Source organism: Fodinicola feengrottensis (assembly GCF_039530045.1).
Lineage (GTDB): Bacteria > Actinomycetota > Actinomycetes > Mycobacteriales > HKI-0501 > Fodinicola > Fodinicola feengrottensis.
Genome location: NZ_BAAANY010000025.1, coordinates 70,472 through 87,840, shown reverse-complemented (window position 1 = coordinate 87,840; position 17,369 = coordinate 70,472). Strand labels below are relative to the sequence as shown.

The 17,369-nt window shown below is 68.3% G+C and carries 15 protein-coding genes; 6 read left to right on the top strand and 9 right to left on the bottom strand.

Going from position 1 to position 17,369, the window contains the following annotated elements; genetic code table 11:
- Window positions 1-136 precede the first annotated feature (136 nt).
- The 3 genes from ABD301_RS29985 to ABD301_RS29975 form a co-directional block, all read right to left on the bottom strand.
- Window positions 137-559 carry a hypothetical protein gene (locus tag ABD301_RS29985; RefSeq protein ID WP_163571826.1) on the bottom strand — a complete coding sequence of 141 codons (423 nt, stop codon included), beginning with the start codon at window positions 557-559 and terminating at the stop codon, window positions 137-139.
- Window positions 560-620: 61 nt separating this feature from the next.
- A complete protein-coding gene (locus ABD301_RS29980) occupies window positions 621-2,081 on the bottom strand; it encodes an MFS transporter (protein ID WP_344313655.1) in 1,461 nt (486 codons plus the stop codon).
- 166 nt (window positions 2,082-2,247) lie between these two features.
- Window positions 2,248-3,735 (bottom strand): NCS2 family permease, encoded by a 1,488-nt coding sequence (locus tag ABD301_RS29975; RefSeq protein ID WP_344313654.1) that lies wholly within the window; start codon window positions 3,733-3,735, stop codon window positions 2,248-2,250.
- 169 nt (window positions 3,736-3,904) lie between these two features.
- Between ABD301_RS29975 and ABD301_RS29970 the strand changes: the two genes are divergently transcribed.
- From ABD301_RS29970 to ABD301_RS29960, 3 genes are all read left to right on the top strand, one after another.
- Window positions 3,905-4,504 carry a hypothetical protein gene (locus ABD301_RS29970; RefSeq protein WP_163571823.1) on the top strand — a complete coding sequence of 200 codons (600 nt, stop codon included), beginning with the start codon at window positions 3,905-3,907 and terminating at the stop codon, window positions 4,502-4,504.
- 124 nt (window positions 4,505-4,628) lie between these two features.
- Entirely contained in the window at window positions 4,629-4,973 is a 345-nt protein-coding gene (locus tag ABD301_RS29965) for a DUF2530 domain-containing protein (RefSeq protein ID WP_163571822.1), read from the top strand.
- Window positions 4,974-5,097: 124 nt separating this feature from the next.
- Window positions 5,098-5,487 carry a phage holin family protein gene (locus ABD301_RS29960; protein WP_163571821.1) on the top strand — a complete coding sequence of 130 codons (390 nt, stop codon included), beginning with the start codon at window positions 5,098-5,100 and terminating at the stop codon, window positions 5,485-5,487.
- Between the two features lie 292 nt (window positions 5,488-5,779).
- Here the strand turns inward: ABD301_RS29960 and ABD301_RS29955 are convergent, their stop codons facing one another.
- Window positions 5,780-8,506 (bottom strand): sacsin N-terminal ATP-binding-like domain-containing protein, encoded by a 2,727-nt coding sequence (locus tag ABD301_RS29955; RefSeq protein ID WP_344313653.1) that lies wholly within the window; start codon window positions 8,504-8,506, stop codon window positions 5,780-5,782.
- Window positions 8,503-9,354, bottom strand: a complete 852-nt coding sequence (locus ABD301_RS29950; protein ID WP_344313652.1) for a DUF3027 domain-containing protein — start codon at window positions 9,352-9,354, stop codon at window positions 8,503-8,505. Before ABD301_RS29950 ends, ABD301_RS29955 begins: the two co-directional genes overlap by 4 nt.
- 86 nt (window positions 9,355-9,440) lie before the next feature.
- Here ABD301_RS29950 and ABD301_RS29945 point away from each other — a divergent pair, with 86 nt between their 5' ends.
- Window positions 9,441-9,911, top strand: a complete 471-nt coding sequence (locus ABD301_RS29945) for a hypothetical protein (RefSeq protein WP_163571818.1) — start codon at window positions 9,441-9,443, stop codon at window positions 9,909-9,911.
- 249 nt (window positions 9,912-10,160) lie between these two features.
- Here ABD301_RS29945 and ABD301_RS29940 read toward each other — a convergent pair whose 3' ends face one another.
- Entirely contained in the window at window positions 10,161-10,547 is a 387-nt protein-coding gene (locus ABD301_RS29940) for a cold-shock protein (protein WP_163571817.1), read from the bottom strand.
- A gap of 308 nt (window positions 10,548-10,855) precedes the next feature.
- Here ABD301_RS29940 and ABD301_RS29935 point away from each other — a divergent pair, with 308 nt between their 5' ends.
- Window positions 10,856-11,140: a hypothetical protein gene (locus ABD301_RS29935; protein WP_425551996.1), complete on the top strand. Its 285-nt coding sequence runs from the start codon at window positions 10,856-10,858 to the stop codon at window positions 11,138-11,140.
- Here the strand turns inward: ABD301_RS29935 and ABD301_RS29930 are convergent.
- A complete protein-coding gene (locus tag ABD301_RS29930; RefSeq protein WP_344313650.1) occupies window positions 11,137-12,786 on the bottom strand; it encodes an AMP-binding protein in 1,650 nt (549 codons plus the stop codon). The genes ABD301_RS29935 and ABD301_RS29930 overlap by 4 nt on opposite strands.
- A gap of 104 nt (window positions 12,787-12,890) precedes the next feature.
- Window positions 12,891-13,124, bottom strand: a complete 234-nt coding sequence (locus tag ABD301_RS29925) for a hypothetical protein (RefSeq protein ID WP_163571815.1) — start codon at window positions 13,122-13,124, stop codon at window positions 12,891-12,893.
- A gap of 77 nt (window positions 13,125-13,201) precedes the next feature.
- Between ABD301_RS29925 and ABD301_RS29920 the strand changes: the two genes are divergently transcribed.
- Window positions 13,202-15,514: a helicase-associated domain-containing protein gene (locus ABD301_RS29920; protein WP_344313649.1), complete on the top strand. Its 2,313-nt coding sequence runs from the start codon at window positions 13,202-13,204 to the stop codon at window positions 15,512-15,514.
- A gap of 781 nt (window positions 15,515-16,295) precedes the next feature.
- On the opposite strand, the gene ABD301_RS29915 is transcribed toward ABD301_RS29920, so the two are convergent.
- A complete protein-coding gene (locus tag ABD301_RS29915) occupies window positions 16,296-17,141 on the bottom strand; it encodes a L,D-transpeptidase family protein (protein WP_344313648.1) in 846 nt (281 codons plus the stop codon).
- Window positions 17,142-17,369 lie beyond the last annotated feature (228 nt).

Here is a 17,369-nt window from a genome sequence, read left to right as displayed (position 1 = left end):
ACCCAAACACCACAACACAAAACACGCCGAACGATCAGCTAGCAGGGAAACTCAGGCTAGACATACCTAGGAAAAGCCGCCGGGAGCCGCCGCGGCTGGTGATACGAGGATCGGTGAAGCCGCTAAGCCACTGTGCTCAACACGGGTGGTGGTTCTGGGTGGGGTTGGCGAACGAGAATCCGGCGTGTTCTAGTTCGGCTTCGATGCGGACGCGTTCTATGGAGTGGGCGAAGCCGCAGGTGCTGCAGAGGTCCTCGGCGATGCCCAGCGCGGCGCAGGCGTCTGACAGCGTCCGGTCGTACGCCAGCTGGATGCCGTGATAGCGGGTGGCGGACAGGTGCTGCGGGGAGTCGATCATGGTCCGCAGCCGGCGCAGGGTCGCGGCCGTACGCTCCAGTGGCGGCCCCGCCGGGGCCGGGCCGCATCGCCAGTCATGCCAGTGCTCACTGAGCCAGGAGGCAGCGCGGCCGGCGTTGAGGAACATCCGCACCAACAACGCGGGCACCGTGCACATCACCAACAACAGGGCCACGTCCGCCGCCACCAGGAGGCCGTTCATGTGTTCTCACGGTATTCCTGTCCGCCGACCCGAACAAGGTAATTAGCGGACCAACCGTGGCTTACGAACGATCGGCCCGGCGGGCGGACACCGGCTCGCTGCGGTGGCTGTCGTCCAGGTGATCTTCGGTGGACCTGGCCAGCAGCCGCGACTGCGCCGGCGGCGGCGCAGGGGCGGGCGCGGGTTTGATGCCTGGCACGGCTTCCAGTGGTCCTTCGACCTCGGTAGCGGTAACCAGATCCTCGGTGCTGCGACCGGGCGCGGTGCTGACCGCGCCGGCGGCGACCAGCCGGATGCGGGGCAGTCGGCCGCTTTCCCACCGCATCCGGGTGCCGTGCCGGTACGCGCGTACGGCCGCGAGCACACCCACGGCCAGCAGCACCGAGACACCGCCGATGACGAATCCGGCCCGTACCCCGAAAACCTGGCAGATCATGCTCACGAAGATGGCCCCGATCGGGGTGCCACCGAAGAACACCACCATGTAGAGCGCCATCACCCGGCCGCGCAGCTGTGGCGAGGCGCCGAGCTGGACCCGGGCGTTGGCGGCCGTGTTGCAGGCGATCAGGAAACCGCCGGTGGGGACGAGCACGACGCCCGCCAACCAGAACCACGGCGTCGCCGCGACCGCGATCTCCAGCGCCGCGAAAACCGCCGCGTACGCGAGCAACGCGGTGGCCGGTGGCCGGGTCCGTCGGCGGCTGCCGACCAACGCTCCACCCAGTGCGCCGACCGCGAAACATGTCGACAGCAGGCCAAAACTCGCCGCACCGACGCCGAAATCGGCACGGGCCAGCAGCGGAATGGTGAAGTTGAAGTTCATCCCAAGGGTGCCGACCACCATCATCAGCGCGAAAACCATCATCAGGTCCGGCCGGGACCGTACGTATTGCACCACTTCTCGCAGTTGGCCGCTGGCCCGGGCCACTCGCTCGGTCCGGAACAGCTCGGTCGGGCGCACCTGGAAAAAGGCCCACAGGACCGCGATATACGTCAGCGAGTTGAGCAGGAAAGCCGGGCCGACTCCGACCGCGGCGATCACCAGGCCGCCGACCGCCGGGCCGAGAATGCGCGCGCTGTTGAAGGTCGCCGAATTCAGCGACACCGCGTTGGGCAGCAACTCACCGCCGACCAGCTCGGACACGAACGCCTGCCGGGCCGGGTTGTCGAATGCCTGCGCCATTCCCAACGCGGCCGCGAAAAGGAACACGTGCCACACCCGCACCTGCCCGGAAACCACCAAAATTCCCATACCGGCGGCCAAAAACCCGAGAACAGTCTGGGTGATCATCAGCATCCGGCGCTTGTCGAACCGGTCAGCGATCAGGCCGCCGTACAGGGTCAGCACCATGATGGGCGCGAACTGCAGCGCGGTGACGATCCCGATCGCGGTGGCCGAGTTGTGGGTGAGCTGCAGGACCAGCCAGTCCTGGGCGGTGCTCTGCATCCACGAGCCGGTCAGCGAAATAATCTGACCGGAGGCGAACAACCGATAGTTGCGTACCCGTAGTGACCGGGTCATGTCCCGGATGGCGTTTAGTCGGCCCGGGCTCACAGCATCTGGGTGGTTGTCGGCATGATAGTTAGCTTAGCTCAACAATCCGCCCTGTGACTTTTCGGACATGCGTGAGCTAGGACACGGTGGCCCGTTTGGGCCACATTGTTGAAAAATTCGCAGCATCGGGAAATCAGCCGAGGCCGAGCAGTTTCTCAATAGGTGAGATGGCGAAATAGATGACGAACAGCGCGGCGATTCCCCACAGCAGCGGATGCACTTCGCGGCCACGGCCCTGCGCGCCGCGGATCACCGCGTACGACACCAGCCCGGCACCAATGCCCACCGTGATGCTGTACGTGAAAGGCATCAGGACCACGGTGAGAAAAGCCGGGATAGCCACCCCGTAGTCGGACCAGTTGATGTCCCGGATCTGCGTCATCATCAGGAATCCGACCACCACCAGCGCCGGGGTGGCCGCTTCGAAAGGCACCACCGCGACCAGCGGGGTGAGGAACATCGCGACCAGGAAAAGCAGGCCGGTGACCACACTGGCGAAGCCGGTACGCGCGCCTTCGCCCACTCCGGCGGCGGATTCCACGTAAACGGTCGTACTGGAAACACTGCCGACGCCACCGGCCGCGGCGGCGGCCGCGTCGACCAGCAGCACCCGGTCGAAGCCGGGCAGGTCACCCTTCGCGTCCAGCAGGTTGCCTTCCTTGCTGATCCCGACAATGGTGCCCATCGAGTCGAAGAAATCGCTCAGCGCCAAGGTGAAGACAAACAGCAGCGCGGTTACCACGCCGACCCGCGACCACGAACCGAGCAGGTTGAACTGGCCGATCAACGACAAGTTCGGCACCTGCAGAAACTGCTCCGGGAGTTTTGGTACGACCAAATGCCAACCGATCGGGTTCACCGTCTTCCCGCTGACCGTCGGCCCCACCTTGGCGACCGCCTCAATGACGATCGCGAGGACCGTGCTCGTGACGATGCCAATCAGGATGCCGCCCTTGACCTTGCGGACCACCAGGATCGCGGTGAGTATCAGGCCCACCACGAAAACCAGCGTCGGCCAGCCGCTCAGGTTGCCGGCGACACCCAGCTCGATCGGCGTGCCGCCGGCGGACTTGCGAACGAAACCAGCGTCGACGAACCCGATCAAAGCGATGAACAGGCCGATGCCGACGGCGATGGCGGTCTTCAAATCCCCTGGTAAGGCGTTGAAAATCGCCCTTCGGAGCCCGACCAGCACCAGGATGACGATGACAATTCCTTCGATGACCACCAAACCCATCGCGTCGGCCCAGGTCATCTTCGCGGCGATCCCGAAAGCGACAAAGGCGTTCAGGCCGAGCCCGGTGGCGAGAGCGAACGGATATTTCCCGATCACTCCCATCGCGATGGTGACGATCCCGGCGATCAGCGCGGTCGCGGCGGCGACCAGCGGGATCGCGTCGGCCGCCGAAGCGACACCGCCGATGAACTTCTTGTCCGCATCCATCGCGGTACCGATGATCAGCGGGTTCAGCACGACTATGTAGGACATGGTGAAAAAGGTGACGAAACCGCCGCGTACTTCCTGCCACCAGCTCGAACCGCGGGCGGAGATCGCGAAATAGCGGTCCAGGCCGCCCATCGCACCCTTTGCCGTTTTTGTCGAGCTGGCCTTGGATGTCATCGCGGCTTCCTCCGGTCGGGCTGCTGAGGTCGTCGACGAGCAGCCTGCCAGATGGGGCCGTCGATGCGTACGGCCAGATCGCGACACGCCCAACGCGCGGCGCGCCGATCTGGATCGAACCCGAGACCGCTCAAGTGGCAGGCGTGGGCGGGGGCACATAACGTCCGCCATGACCGACACCAACTGGAGGGGGTACGACGTGTCGTACAACGACGAGCGTGACGGCGGATCCGGCGGCTACGGCGGCGGAGACGACAACAGCGGTGGTTATGGCGGCGGCGGGGACTCTGGCGGCGGCGACCGTCGCGGGTCCGATTCCGGCGGCGGGTACGGCAACGACTCGAACGACTCCGGCAACTCCGGCCGCGACTCAGGTGGCTCCGGCGGCTCTTACGGCAATGACTCCGGCGGCTCCAGCGGCGGCGGCTACGGCAACGACTCCGGCGGCTCTTACGGCAACGACTCCGGCGGTTCCAGCGGTGGCGGGTACGGCAACGACTCCGGTGGTAATGACTCGGGCAGCTCCGGCGGCTCGTACGGCAACGATTCCGGCGGCTCCGGCGGCGGGTTCGGCGGCGGGGACGACAGTCGCGGCGGATCAGGCGGCGGCTACGGCGACAGTGACCGCGGAAATGACCGCGGCGGCGACTCTGGCGGCGGTGGCCGGCAGGGTGACTCCGGCGGCGGCCGCGATGACGACCGCGGTGGCGACTCCGGTGGATTCGGTGGCAACAACGACAGCGGCGGCTACCGCGACAACGACCGCTGATCTGCGCGCTTAGAACCGGGCCGCTCTCCCCGCACACGGGAGGGCGGCCCGCTTTTTTTCGCGATCGAGCGTACGAGCTGGGTGACGATCCGCCGACTGACCACGTCGGGGTAGCCTGCAAAGTATGCCGCCGGTCCCTGCTGAGCGGGCCAAGTATCCGGCTCGCCCCACCCCCGAGCCGCTCGCCGTCGACGCGGTGAAAGTGGTCGCGATCGGCATCGGCCTGTGGTTCGTCGCGACCGCCGGCGTGCTGGTGTCACTGCCATGGCTGACCGCCAACGGGCACGGCTCGTGGCTGTGGACCTGTGTCTCCGGCATCGTGGTCGGCTTCCTCGGCCTCGCCCTCTGCTGGCGCCGCCGCTCCCGATTGGGCGTACGCATCGCCGCCCGAGACGATGGCGGGGAGATGATGCCGCGGCTGCCTCGCGAGGATCTCGAGGCACCCGACCGCGCCGAACCCATGCCGTGAGTTCCTCGCGGGGGCGCACGTACCCGCGGCCCTGACAGGCCGGCGCCCAACGGGGTCAGGTTGGGGCTGGTTGTGCCGCATGCGGCCGTGCGGGTCGGCGGTGGGCATGGCAGCATCAGGGCGCATGAGAATCATCGCCAAGATCGTGGTCACAGCCCTCGCGCTGTGGGCCACCACGTTCCTGCCGGGGATCACCCTCGGCGGGAGTTCGATCTGGGTCAAGGTCGGCACTTTGCTGGTCGTCGCGATCATCTTCGGAGTGATCAACGCGATCATCAAGCCGGTGATCAAGACCCTTGGATGCGCCTTCTACGTGCTCACCCTCGGGCTGATCGCGCTGGTCGTGAACGCGCTGCTGTTCCTGCTGACCGGCTGGCTCGCAGGCCTGCTGCACCTGCCATTCACAGTGACCGGCTTCTGGCCCGCCCTCTGGGGCGCCATCGTGGTGGCCATCGTCAGCTTCATCCTGCACCTGATCATCCCCGACAGCATCGACGAGGGCGCCAAGAGCTAGTCCCAAAAGGGTCCTGCCGCTGAGCGGCAGGACCCCTTTGACCAAGCTGAACCGGTGTGGCAAGGATCGCCTCGCGGCGAGTGGCGCAACGCGGCTCCAGCCGAACGGTAGTCCGCGAAGGCTTTTTTAAATGCGGCCCGGGGATACCGAGCCACACCGGCTGTTCCATAGTAACTCGCCGTCGGCCGAGATCATTCCGGCTGGAGGCCTCGATCGCAGAACCTCCGCGAGGGTGACGTTCTGAGGGGTCAAATCCCTACAAACTCCCTCCAGAACGTCACCCTCGCGAGGGTCAGAGTTCTGAAGCCAGCGGGATGTCCAGGAGTTCGGCGACGGTTTCCGGGTCGGCGCCGCCGAGGATGGGGTGCCGGCCGGGGAACTCCGCGAGCCGCCACGGCTGGTCGAGGACGACGGCCTGCTCCGCTGGCACGACAACGTCCGGCGCGACGCGTACGTGATCCGGTGGCGGCACGTCGACACCGGCGAGGGCCTCGGCCAGGCGGGCGTAGAGCAGCGGGAGAACGGCCGCGTGTACGGACCGGTCCGGGTCGCCCAGGCGCCGCAACAGATCGGTGGCCGACGCCGTGTCCTCCAAGACGTCAAGCAGGCCCGTACGACAGCCGAGAGCGGCCAGCAGCTCGTCATCAAGTACGCCACCGACCGAGTCGTCCACATCGAAGAGGCTCGGCGGGCCACCGCTGGGCCGAAGCTCCGGGACCGGGTCATAAAGACCGACCAGCTCGGCAGCGGAGGGCAGCCTGAGCTCGGCTGGGCAACGGCCGGCCAGGACTGGGCGGTGGGCGAACCACCAGCGCAAGTACGGCGTCACCGGGACGATCCGGCCGTCCATAAGCTCGCCCGTACAACTGGCCATAAGAGCGTCCCGGGCAGGCGGCGCGGCAAGCAGCCGGAGAGCTTGCGGCCAGGCGTCCGGGCGGATCAGCTCCAAGTCGCGTACGGCCGCGAAGCGAGTCAGTTGGACCGGCTCACCGTCCAGGGCGTCAGCGACCTCGTCGGCCCAGTCGGACGCCCCGTCCAGCGCCAGGTCGTCCACGTCGGACAGATCCAGGTCCGGCTGGTCGACCACCGCGAAAGTGGCGAGAGTGCCGACGGCGGCCAACACGTCCGCGCCGTAGTCCTCGACCAACTGCCGGTCGGCGGTCCCGAAAGGCACGTCCGCGCCGATCAGCCAGGCCAGCGGCGCGCCCGGCAGCAGCAGCTCACCAGCGGGTCGCCAGTCGCCCTCGGCGTCCGGCAGGGCCAGATCGGCCAGCCACGGCAGCTCCCCCGGGCCGATGCCGGTGGCCGCGACCAGCGCCAACACCGCTTCGGCGACCGGCGCCGGGTCATCCAGCTCGTACGACTGCTCGACCTCTGCTCGGACCCGATCATCGGCCAGCACGGACGCTGGCGACGCCTCTCGCGCGCCCAGCCGAGCCAACAGCGGGTGGGCGGCGTCCGGGTGCGCGATGCGCAGGCCCAGCGCGGCGACCGCCTCCGCCGGCAGGTCGTCCACCGGCAACAACACCTCGCGGGCGCCGGTGACCGTACGCCCGTCGACCAGCGGCACCCGGATGGCGGCCACCTCGCCGATCTCAGTGCTCGGATCGTGCCGCAACGCGATGTCAATCGCGTCGTAGAAGTCGTGCCACCAGGAGGGTTCGCCATCGGCACCGGCGAATGCCTCGACCACCTCGGCGAGGCCCAACCGCCGGACGCCCAGCGCCCGCAATGCTGGCGCGGTCGCCGAGGTCCACCAGCCAGCCGGGAGGATGCCGTCGAGTACGTCCGCGGCGATCTCCACCAACGGGTCGTCAACAACCAAAGCGCGACTCGGCGGCAGCCACTGGCCATGCGTGTCAGGCAACCAAACGGCCGTACGCAACTGGGCGTCGACGGCCGCTCGTACCAATGAGTCCACAGTGGACAGTGGGAGGTCCGGCCCAGGCAACAGCCGGAGCACCGCCGGGTGCTCGGAGCAGCCCGCGATCAGATCGGCGACCGCCTCGGCGGCCTGCTCGGCAAGGAACCGGGTGACCGCCGAATCCGGCACCCGGCGCCGGTCCGGCGAAGTCGGGAAAGTGCCGATCAGCCGTACGGGCAACGAAATCCGCTCATCGGTGGGCGTCGGCGCGTAAAGCACCTGCGCCGCGTCCAGCGCTGCCGGCTCCCCGGCCTCGGTGAGTGGCACGGCCGCGGTGACCCGCCATGCCTGCCGGATCCGCTCTTCCACCGGCCGGTCGGCGAGCAACTCCACCGGCAGGTCACCGGCCGTCGTCACATATCGCCAGTGCCGGGTTTTCTCGCCGTCCGCAAGGGCAACCGTCTGCTCGTCGACCTCGGTCCGGCGCAGCACCCGGCCGTTGACGTCCACTGTGGACAGTGTCGGCAATGCCAGCAAGAGGCTCGCGGGCACGCTGTCTAGCGCTGCTCTTACGGCTGCCAGGGCGGCATCGTCGCGCAGCGGGAGCCGAACTTCGGTGGCATAGCCGTCCATCGGCGCTCCCGGTGCCGGCCAGGCCAGCCGCAGCACCGGCGCGCGGCCATCCCGACGGTCCAGCTCAGCCGCCGCGGCACCGCCCAGCTCTCGCACGGCTTTGTCCGTGTCGGCAAGGGAAAACCTGATCCCACCGGTGGTGGACCGGATCTCCGGTTCGTCGCTGACCGCGAGAGTGGCCGCGAAACCAATGCCAAACCGACCCGTACTGCTCTGCTCGTCGCGTTTTCCGGACGCCCGCAGCGAAGTAAGGCCATCGACGCCCTCGGCGTCCAGCGCGGCGCCGGTGTTGGCCGCGGACAGCACCCGGTCGACCAGCGTCAGCCGCAGCTCGCCGGCGATGCCGGCACGGACCGCCGCGTCACTCGCGTTCTGCGCGAGCTCGACGATCAGCCGGTCCGCGTACCCACCCAGGACCAGGTCTTCCTCGGCGTTAGCGTCCTCTCGGAACCGGGTCGGCGACGACCGCCAGGCCGCCAGCACGGCCTCCCGGCGTGCCGCGGTGTCGTACCGGTCGCTCACCCGTGGCCGAACGGCTCTGCGTCGTCGCCCACCGAGCCATCGCCGGCAGGGGTCTTGACCAGATCGACGGCATTGTCATCGAACGCGATCGGCGGTGCGCTGATCGGCGTGGTCGCCTGCACCAGCGCCTCCGAGTGCGCGCCGCAGCCGTGGTCGATCGCCACCGCCCGGCCGTCGTCGGGCGCGAACATGTTGCCGCAGACGCCGAACATCGACCGCAGCGAGCCGGCCAGCGGCAGAAAGAAACCGCAGGTCCCGCAGCTCGCCGGCGCGTGCTCGGCGAGCGGAGTGTGCGGTCCGGTCTCGCCGGAGTGCCAGCGGTCGGCGGCCTCGTCACGGCCCAGCCGGGACATCACTCGTACCCGACCGACGCCCAGCTCGAAAGCATTCGGCTCGTCGACGAAGTCCTCGACCTCTGGCTCATAGCCGGCGTAGGTCGGGACCAACCGGTCGTCATCGGGATCGGTCGGCACGATGTCGCCGACACCCAGGTCGCCCGGCCGGATCCGCTCACTCCAGGGCAGCCATTCCGGCGCCAGCACGGAGGCGTCGCCGGGCACCAGGACGACCTCGCACACGGTGGCCACCCGGGCCCGCGGCGGGCGGGCGACCGTCACCGACCACTCCCACCCGACATAGCCGCGCTCCAGCGCGGCGAACCGGTGCGACACCAACCGCTCGCCGTCGGCCCGCACACCCAGATGTTCGCCGACCTTGCCACCCTGCGCGGCATCGGCGGCGGCGGCCCGCGCGGCGTCCACCGCGTCCGCGCACACCTTGTCGACTTTCTTGTCGACCTTCTTCGGAACCAGCCGCAAAGTAGCCATCGTGGTCCCATTCAACACCACCGCCGGCCACCCCGGACCGGCAAGGGTTTCCTTTCCCGCCGGCCTCTGGGGGTCCCTGCGGTCGTACAGCGGAGGCGGTGGGTAGCGTGACGGCCGTGCGTACGATCCGGGTTTTGGCGCTGGTGGTGGTCCTCGCCGCGGTGGCGCTGGTGGCCGGCTGCGCGAAGCCGCTGCCGCTGGCCCGGTTGGTCAGTGGCGGGCAGTTCGCGAGCAGCCCAGCAAACGCCTTCTGTTTCGACCTGAACACCACCAAAACGGCGTGTCGTACGACTGATGCCCTGCCCGGCCGGCTGACCGTCAAGGCCGGCGCGCCGGTCGGCATCGAGGTGCCGGGTGAGCTGTCCGGGGTGCCGTGGCTGGTCCGGGTGGTGGCGGCGACCGGCACGGGAAAGACGCAGGCCCAGACCACCCCACCGCAGCTCGGCGCGTCCTACCTGTCGCTGACGCCCGACTTCGGGGACAACCAGGCACTGCTGCTGGAGGTCATCGGCCTCTCCGCCGCCGGCAACCAAACCGTCGTCGTCAGCCGCTGGTCCTTCCTCCTCATCCGCAGCTAACACGTACCTGCTCGTACGCAGCTAGCACGTACCTGCTCGTACGCGGCCAGGACGCCATCAGCCCCCTGCCCAGCCAACCGCAACCCGCCGAACCCCAACCCCGCCACCCCACGCCCCGCCACCCCACGCGCCAGGGGCGCACCGTTCGCGGCGGTAGGCCCACCCCACGCTTTTCGGGGCGGGCCTACCGCCGCGAACGGTGCGTGGCCAGCGGCAGGAACTGCCGCCAGAAACTCAGCCGCCGGAAACTCAGACCTCTAGTTCGCGGGCGACGGCGTGCACCATTTCGGCGACGGTTTTGGCGGCCTTGCGGTCCGGGTATCGGCCGCGCCGCAGGTCCGGCTGCACCTTCATCTCCAGCAGCTTGATCATGTCCTCGACCATGCCGTGCAGCTCTTCCGCCGGACGGCGGCTGGCTGCGGCCAGTGACGGCGCCTGGGCGAGGATGCGTACGGACAGCGCCTGCTCACCGCGGCGTCCCTCGGCGACCCCGAACTCCACTCGGGTGCCGGGTTTCAGGTCGGTCGTCCCGGCTGGCAGCGCACCCTTGTGCACGAAGACGTCGCCGCCATCGTCACGGGACAGGAAACCGAATCCCTTTTCGACGTCAAACCACTTCACCCTGCCGGTGGGCACCGCTTACCTCGCTGACCTCGGGCCGCGTTCGGCCCCGACTCATCGCACTGTTGGACGGTTGCATCGCCTCGGTTTCGCCGCACTGGCGGCGATCCCAGGAGCGGGCGCCCGAATGGGCGCCCGGCCTATCAGGCTAGCGGTGCGGGCCGACAGAGCAAGCGGGTAACCGTCCGACTCTTTCCGACAAAAGGGCAGGATTAACAAAACTCCCCCGAAAAACTGCCCGCTTTGCGGCAATTATGGCGATCAACTGGCCGGCGAGATCGCCGCCGCTCCGGTGCCGGTGACGACCCGTACCGGCGCTACGGCTGGCCGGGCTGAGTGGCTCGGCGCTGCTGGACGCGCACCGGACCTGGGGCAGCTATGTGCTGGGCTACATCGTGGTCGAGCAACAGGACCGCAGCCCCGCCGCCGAGCGGGCCTGGCGACCGCCGGTGCGTACGGACTTCCCCCTCACCGCCGAGATCGACCCGTACCAAGGCGCCCGCGGCTGGGACGAACAGTTCGACATCGGCCTGGAAATGATCTTCGACGGCATCGCCGCCCTCGCCGCCCACTCCCGAGTGCGGGACGGGGCGGCAACTGACGGTTAGGCGTGGCGGGTGGTTGCGGCTGACTCCAGGCCCAGCTCCTGGATGGAGACCTCGCGCATCTCGACCTTGCGGACCTTGCCGCTGACCGTCATCGGAAAATCTTCGACGACACGTACATAACGCGGGATCTTGTAGTGGGCGAGCTTGCCGGTGCAGTACGAGCGCACCTGCTCGGCGGTGAGGTCCGAAACGCCGGGGCGCAGCTTCACCCAGGCCATCAGCTCCTCGCCGTACTTCTCGTCCGGCAGCCCGATGACCTGCACGTCGACGATGTCCGGGTGGCTGTAGAGGAACTCCTCGATCTCCCGCGGATAGATGTTCTCGCCGCCGCGGATCACCATGTCCTTGATCCGGCCGACGATGTTCAGGTAGCCGTTGCCGTCCATCACCGCGAGGTCGCCGGTGTGCATCCAGCGGGCCGCGTCAATCGATTCGGCGGTCTTCTCCGGTTCGTTCCAATAGCCCAGCATCACCGAATATCCGCGCGTACACAGCTCACCGGCGGTGCCCTGCGGCACGGTCAGGCCGGTCGCCGGGTCGACGACCTTGACCTCGACATGCGGATGTACGGACCCCACCGTCGACACCCGCGTCTCGATGTCGTCGTTCGCGCCGGTCTGGGTCGACACCGGCGAGGTCTCGGTCATCCCATAGCAGATGGTGACCTCGTTCATGCCCATGTCGCTGATGACCCGTTTCATCACCTCGACCGGGCACGGCGAGCCGGCCATGATTCCGGTGCGCAGACTCGAAAGGTCATAGTCGGCGAAATCCGGCAGCGCCAGCTCGGCGATGAACATCGTTGGCACGCCGTACAAAGACGTGCACTTCTCATCCTGCACGGCCTTGAGCGTGGCGGCCGGATCGAAGCCCGGGGCGGGCAACACCATGCAGGCGCCGTGACTGGTGGCCGCGAGATTTCCCATCGTCATGCCGAAACAGTGATAGTACGGGACCGGAATGCAGATCCGGTCCTCCTCGGTGTAGCGGCAGCCTTCTCCGACGAAATAGCCGTTGTTGAGGATGTTGTGATGCGAAAGCGTGGCACCTTTGGGAAACCCGGTCGTACCGGAGGTGTACTGGATATTAATCGCATCGTCACACGAAAGATTTGCCTGCGCGGCGGCCAAATCCGCTGGATCGCCGTGACTGCCCCGCGCCAGCAGCGAATCCCATTCGGCCGAGCCGAGCAGGACGACCTGCCGCAGATCCGCACAGTCGCCCCGAACTTCCTCGATCATCGCCGCGTAATCGCTCGTCTTGAACTTCGGCGCGGCGACCAGCATCGTGATGCCGGCCTGCTTCAGCACGTACGCGAGCTCATGCGTGCGGTACGCCGGGTTGATGTTGACCATGATCGCGCCGATTTTCGCGGTCGCGTACTGCACGAAGGCCCACTCGGCACAGTTCGGCGCCCAGATCCCGACCCGGTCGCCCTTGCCCATGTCGGCGTCCAGCAAGCCCAGCGCCAGCTGGTTGACGACCTCGACGAACTGCCCGTACGTCCATCTCTTCCCGGCCGCTCGATCCACCAGCGCCTCGCGCTCGGCGAACCGCGCGGCGGTGCGGTCGAGGTTGTCGCCAATGGTGTCGCCCAGCAGCGGGATCGTCGAGATCCCGGACGAATACGACGGCTGGCTGGTCACAGGCCACCCCCACGGATCGGGTACGCGATCACTGCATCATGTCGCGCCCCGCGCCGCCGCGAAACCCGACAACCGAGCAGGTCCACCACCAGCTGGTTGCCGACTCAGTCCGTCGGCGGGAGTTCCAGAGCGGGGTGTTTGTAAGGCAGCTGATCGAGCGGCAGCGGGAACACCGTGTCCTCACCGAACGGCGAGGCTGGGCCTTGCCGCTCGAAGAGCAGCTCGTTCACCGGGAGGTGGCCGGGCTTGGGCACATTGCGCGGCGCGGCGGCTGTGGCGCCCTCAGCCGGCACGGGCTCGCCCTCCTCGGCCGACGAATTAGTCTCGTCCACGGTCATCGCGGGATCAGCCTCCGGAAAGCTCGGAACCCCCCAGGCAGGGCGGTCGCGGTCACCAGCAGGCTAGCGTTGATCCAATGGGCGACGAAAGCCAGCACCCGAGCCGACAGCGCGGGCTCGCCGACCACCTGCGTGCGCTCGACGACAGCGCACTGGTGGAGTTGCTGCGTGCCCGCCCGGATCTGGCCACTCCGCTGCCGCCGGATCTGTCCGTGCTGGCCAGCCGGGTGCACTCGCGAATGTCGGTGGCCCGCGCCTTGGAGCAGCTGGACCGCTTCAGCATCGAGGTGCTGGACGCGGTGCGGCTCTGCGAGCCGCCAGCGACGACCGCGGACGTGCGAGCGCTAGTCGGCGAAGTCGTGCCGGTGGCCCGGGTGACGGCGGCCATCGAGCGGCTCCGGACGATCGGCCTGGTATGGGGTTCGGACGAGTCGGTACGAGTGGTGGCCGGCGTCGCCGAGGCCGCCGGCGGCTATCCGGCCGGCCTCGGCCGACCGGCCACCGAACTGACCGGCGGCGCGAAGGTGCCCAGCCGGGCCGAGCTGGCCGCCCAGGTGGCGGCCGCCCCGATCCCAGCCACCGAGGTGCTGCAACGGCTCGCCGCCGGCCCGCCGGTCGGCACGATCCGGGGCGCCCGCCGGCCAGCCGCGCCAGGCGACGAGTCACCGGTCCGCTGGCTGCTCGCGCACGGCCTGCTGATCCCGACCGGCGACGACACGGTCGAACTGCCCCGCGAGGTCGCCCTGCTGCTGCGCGGGTCCAGCCCGCTGGGCGACCTGCATCCGGACCCGCCGGAGCCGGCGTCCCGCAAGTACGCGCCGGACGCCATCGACGAGGCCGGCGCCGGCCAGGCCGCGGAAGCGATCCGGGTGGCCGAGGCGGTCCTGGACACCTGCGCGGTCGAGCCACCGGCCGTCTTGCGTGGTGGAGGCGTCGGCGTACGGGAGCTCCGCCGAATCGCGCGTACGGTCGGCGTCACCGACGAGATCGCCGGCATGCTCCTGGAGACGTGTCACGCCGCTGGCCTGCTGGACGCCACCTCGGACGCGGACCCGCAGTGGCTGCCAACCGCTGAGTACGACGTATGGCTCGGCCGGTCGGCGGCCCAGCGCTGGCAACGCCTCGCCGCCGCCTGGCTGACGATGACCCGGCTGCCGATGCTGATCGGCCAGCGGGACGACCGCGATCGGCTGATCAACGCGCTCTCCACCGAGGTGGTCCGATCCAGCGCGCCGGTGGCCCGGATGGACGCCCTGCAGGCGATCGCCGCGCAACCGCCAGGGAGCGCACCCGAGCCGGCCGGCATCGTCGCGTACGTCGACTGGACCCACCCTCGCCGCGGCGCCAACGGCCGCGACGACGCCGTGGTGGCCGCGCTGGCGGAGGCGGCGGCGCTCGGCATCACCGGCCGCGGCGCGCTCACCCGCTTCGGCCGCGCGCTGCTGGCCGACAAGCCGGTGACGGACCTGCTCGGCGACCTGCTGCCGACCCCCCTCGACCACGTACTCGTCCAGCCCGACCTGAGCGTGGTGGCGCCCGGCCCGCTGGAGCCGGACCTGGCCGGCGCGATGGGCATGGTCGCCGAAGTCGAGTCGGCCGGCGCCGCGACCGTCTACCGGGTGACCGCCGGCAGCCTGCGACACGCCCTGGACGCCGGCTGGTCGGCGGACCGGATCCACCACCTGTTCGCCGACCGTTCTCGTACGCCGATCCCGCAAGCTCTGACGTACCTGATCGACGACACCGCCCGCCGGCATGGCGGCCTGCGCGCCGGCTCCGCCGGTTGCTACCTGCGCAGCGACGACGCGGCCCTGCTCGCCGGCATCCTCGCGGACCGCGCCAACACACCGCTGCGGCTGCGCCGCATCGCGCCGACCGTCCTGGTCAGTCCACTCTCTCGTGAGCGCGTCCTGGACGGCTTACGAGCCGGCGGATACGCGCCGGTGCCGGAGGACACCGACGGCGCGGTGGTGATCAGCAAGCCCCAGTCGCGCCGGTCGACGCTGCGCATGCGGTCCATCCGGCCCGGCGCCGACCTGCCGGTCCTGGACGACGAACGCCTCGCCGGCATGGTCCGGGCGTTGCGAGTCGCCGACGCGGACGCCCGACGGTCCCGGCGTACGACCACCACGATCGACATGACCGAACTGCCCGGCATGACCACCGCGACCACCCTGTCCGTCCTCCAGCGCGCCGCACGACAACGCAGCCGCGTACAACTCGGCTATGTCGACGCACACGGCGGCACCGTCCAACGGACCATTCGCCCGGTCTCTATCGGCGCCGGCTATTTACGCGCCGAAGACGACCGTACGGACGTGCTACACACTTTTGCCCTGCACCGCATCACCGCCGCCACCCCATTGGACCCCCACCCAGAAGAATCCTGACCACCCCGAATGCGGTAAATTCCTCGCGAGAGTTCGACATCGTGGATGTCGAGCGAGTCGTTGGGCCAGGTGGACTGGGGCAGACCGGGAACCTGGCCCTGCGCGTTTTCTGTTCAACATCTGGTTGATACAAATGTCTCGCTGATGTGGCCGTCGAGGATTCGTCGGTATTCCGGGCGCCCCAGGTGCGCCGCTCGAACTGCTCCGGCGACGATGTCAGCGAACCAGAACATCGGCTCGTCCAGGCCATTCCTATGATACACAACGAAAGTCCAGTTTTTGGCATGGAGAAGCGCACGCCCATCACGGTCTGCACATCGCGGCGGTCAAGCACCGGAGTCCGCGACTGGAGATAAAGAGTTTCAATTCCTCGAGACCGCAATTCGAAAGCCACCGCCTCAAGGCAGGCAACTCTCGCGCGCTCCTGTCTTTCGCGCAGGGGCGGCGAACCGATGCTCACAACATACGGAACATCGACATCGCAGATCTCACGGGACTATGTGCGGTCGACTCGATAATGCGCGTACGCGCCGGTCGGGGCAGCACCCTGGACCCTGACAGTCTCTCAGACAGGGCAGACATGTTCATACTGGAGCCGAAACGTGGTTGCGGCGCGCGCGTTCAACTGCCTGGGTATCGCTTTATGGAATCGATTACGGCGGCCACTTCCGAGGCATTCGAGAAGCCCGGTTGTACGGTCGGTTGGCGGCGGACAGTGTTAGCCGGAAGCCGAGTTTGTGGCGCTGCGGTCGAAATACCGCCTTCGCGGACCGCTGGGCGCTCAGGCGTCGACCTTTTTGCCCCAGACGTGTACGGGGGTGCCGATCTTGGTGATGCCGAAGAGCGACTGCGCGTCTCGGAGCAGCATGTTCACGCAGCCGTGCGAGCCGCGTACGTTCGTCGCGTACAACGGGCTGTCCACGTCGGCGGCGTGCAGGCCGAAGTCCTTGTAGAACTGGGTCCAGAACGGCAGCGGCACGTTGTATTCGGTGGAGATCGTGTACGCCTTCTTCTGCCCGACCTCGAACGAACCGATCGGAGTGGCGTCCTCGGCCTTGCCGGTCCGTACTGGCACCGGCCCGAAGGTCACCTTCCCAGCAGTGGCCACCCAGAGGATCTGGTGGGTGAGATCGACGCAGACCGTCGGAGCGTCGGTGGCCTTGCAGGAGCTCAGGTCGGTGGCGGCCAGATCGCGGGCCACTTTCGCGGTGACCGCGTCGGCGACGCCGTTCGTGGTGGGCACCTGGGCCCACTGCTGGAACTTGGTGATCGCCTGGCAGATCGCCGGCTGCGGCGAGCTCGCGGTGACTGGGCCGAACTGCTGCCCGTACGAAGTCGTCAAATATGCCACCACGTCGCTCTGCAACGGCGCCGGGCGGGCACATGGGCCGGTCGGCAGGCCGCGGCTGGAGCGGTCCTGAATGACCCGACTGGCGGCCGGCTGGGCCTGCGTGGTGGACGCGTTCGCGTCGGCGCTCGCAGCCGGCCTGAGCAGCGACGCGATGCCCGCGATGCCGGAGACCGCCAGCACCAGAGCGGCCAGCACGCGGATGTAGCGAGGGGTGGGAGCGGGCCGATGGGCACCCCGGCGCGGGCGCCGGTGTGAGCTCTTCCCATCTCTAGGCATCGAGATCCACTGTAGCCGAGGGTTACCGGCAAACCGGACCAGGGTAAATGACGCCGTTGTGAGTCATCCAACCACTCCCTGCTGTAACGATTCCGACGGCCTGCCCGAACAGGCAGCGCGCTCACAGCTTCATCGCCGTACGCCCGTCCGCTGTTTCACCGCAGCCTCTTCCGGTCAGCGGTAGCGGGACGGCTGCTGACATTCACGGCGTACCGGAGTGCCGTCACG

Bases quoted from the DNA above. Each gene is read 5' to 3' on its own strand.
- ABD301_RS29985 (WP_163571826.1), bottom strand. From the start codon at position 559: ATGAACGGCCTCCTGGTGGCGGCGGACGTGGCCCTGTTGTTGGTGATG.
- ABD301_RS29980 (WP_344313655.1), bottom strand. From the start codon at position 2,081: ATGACCCGGTCACTACGGGTACGCAACTATCGGTTGTTCGCCTCCGGT.
- ABD301_RS29975 (WP_344313654.1), bottom strand. From the start codon at position 3,735: ATGACATCCAAGGCCAGCTCGACAAAAACGGCAAAGGGTGCGATGGGC.
- ABD301_RS29970 (WP_163571823.1), top strand. From the start codon at position 3,905: ATGACCGACACCAACTGGAGGGGGTACGACGTGTCGTACAACGACGAG.
- ABD301_RS29965 (WP_163571822.1), top strand. From the start codon at position 4,629: ATGCCGCCGGTCCCTGCTGAGCGGGCCAAGTATCCGGCTCGCCCCACC.
- ABD301_RS29960 (WP_163571821.1), top strand. From the start codon at position 5,098: ATGAGAATCATCGCCAAGATCGTGGTCACAGCCCTCGCGCTGTGGGCC.
- ABD301_RS29925 (WP_163571815.1), bottom strand. From the start codon at position 13,124: ATGACCGTGGACGAGACTAATTCGTCGGCCGAGGAGGGCGAGCCCGTG.
- ABD301_RS29920 (WP_344313649.1), top strand. From the start codon at position 13,202: ATGGGCGACGAAAGCCAGCACCCGAGCCGACAGCGCGGGCTCGCCGAC.
- ABD301_RS29915 (WP_344313648.1), bottom strand. From the start codon at position 17,141: ATGCCTAGAGATGGGAAGAGCTCACACCGGCGCCCGCGCCGGGGTGCC.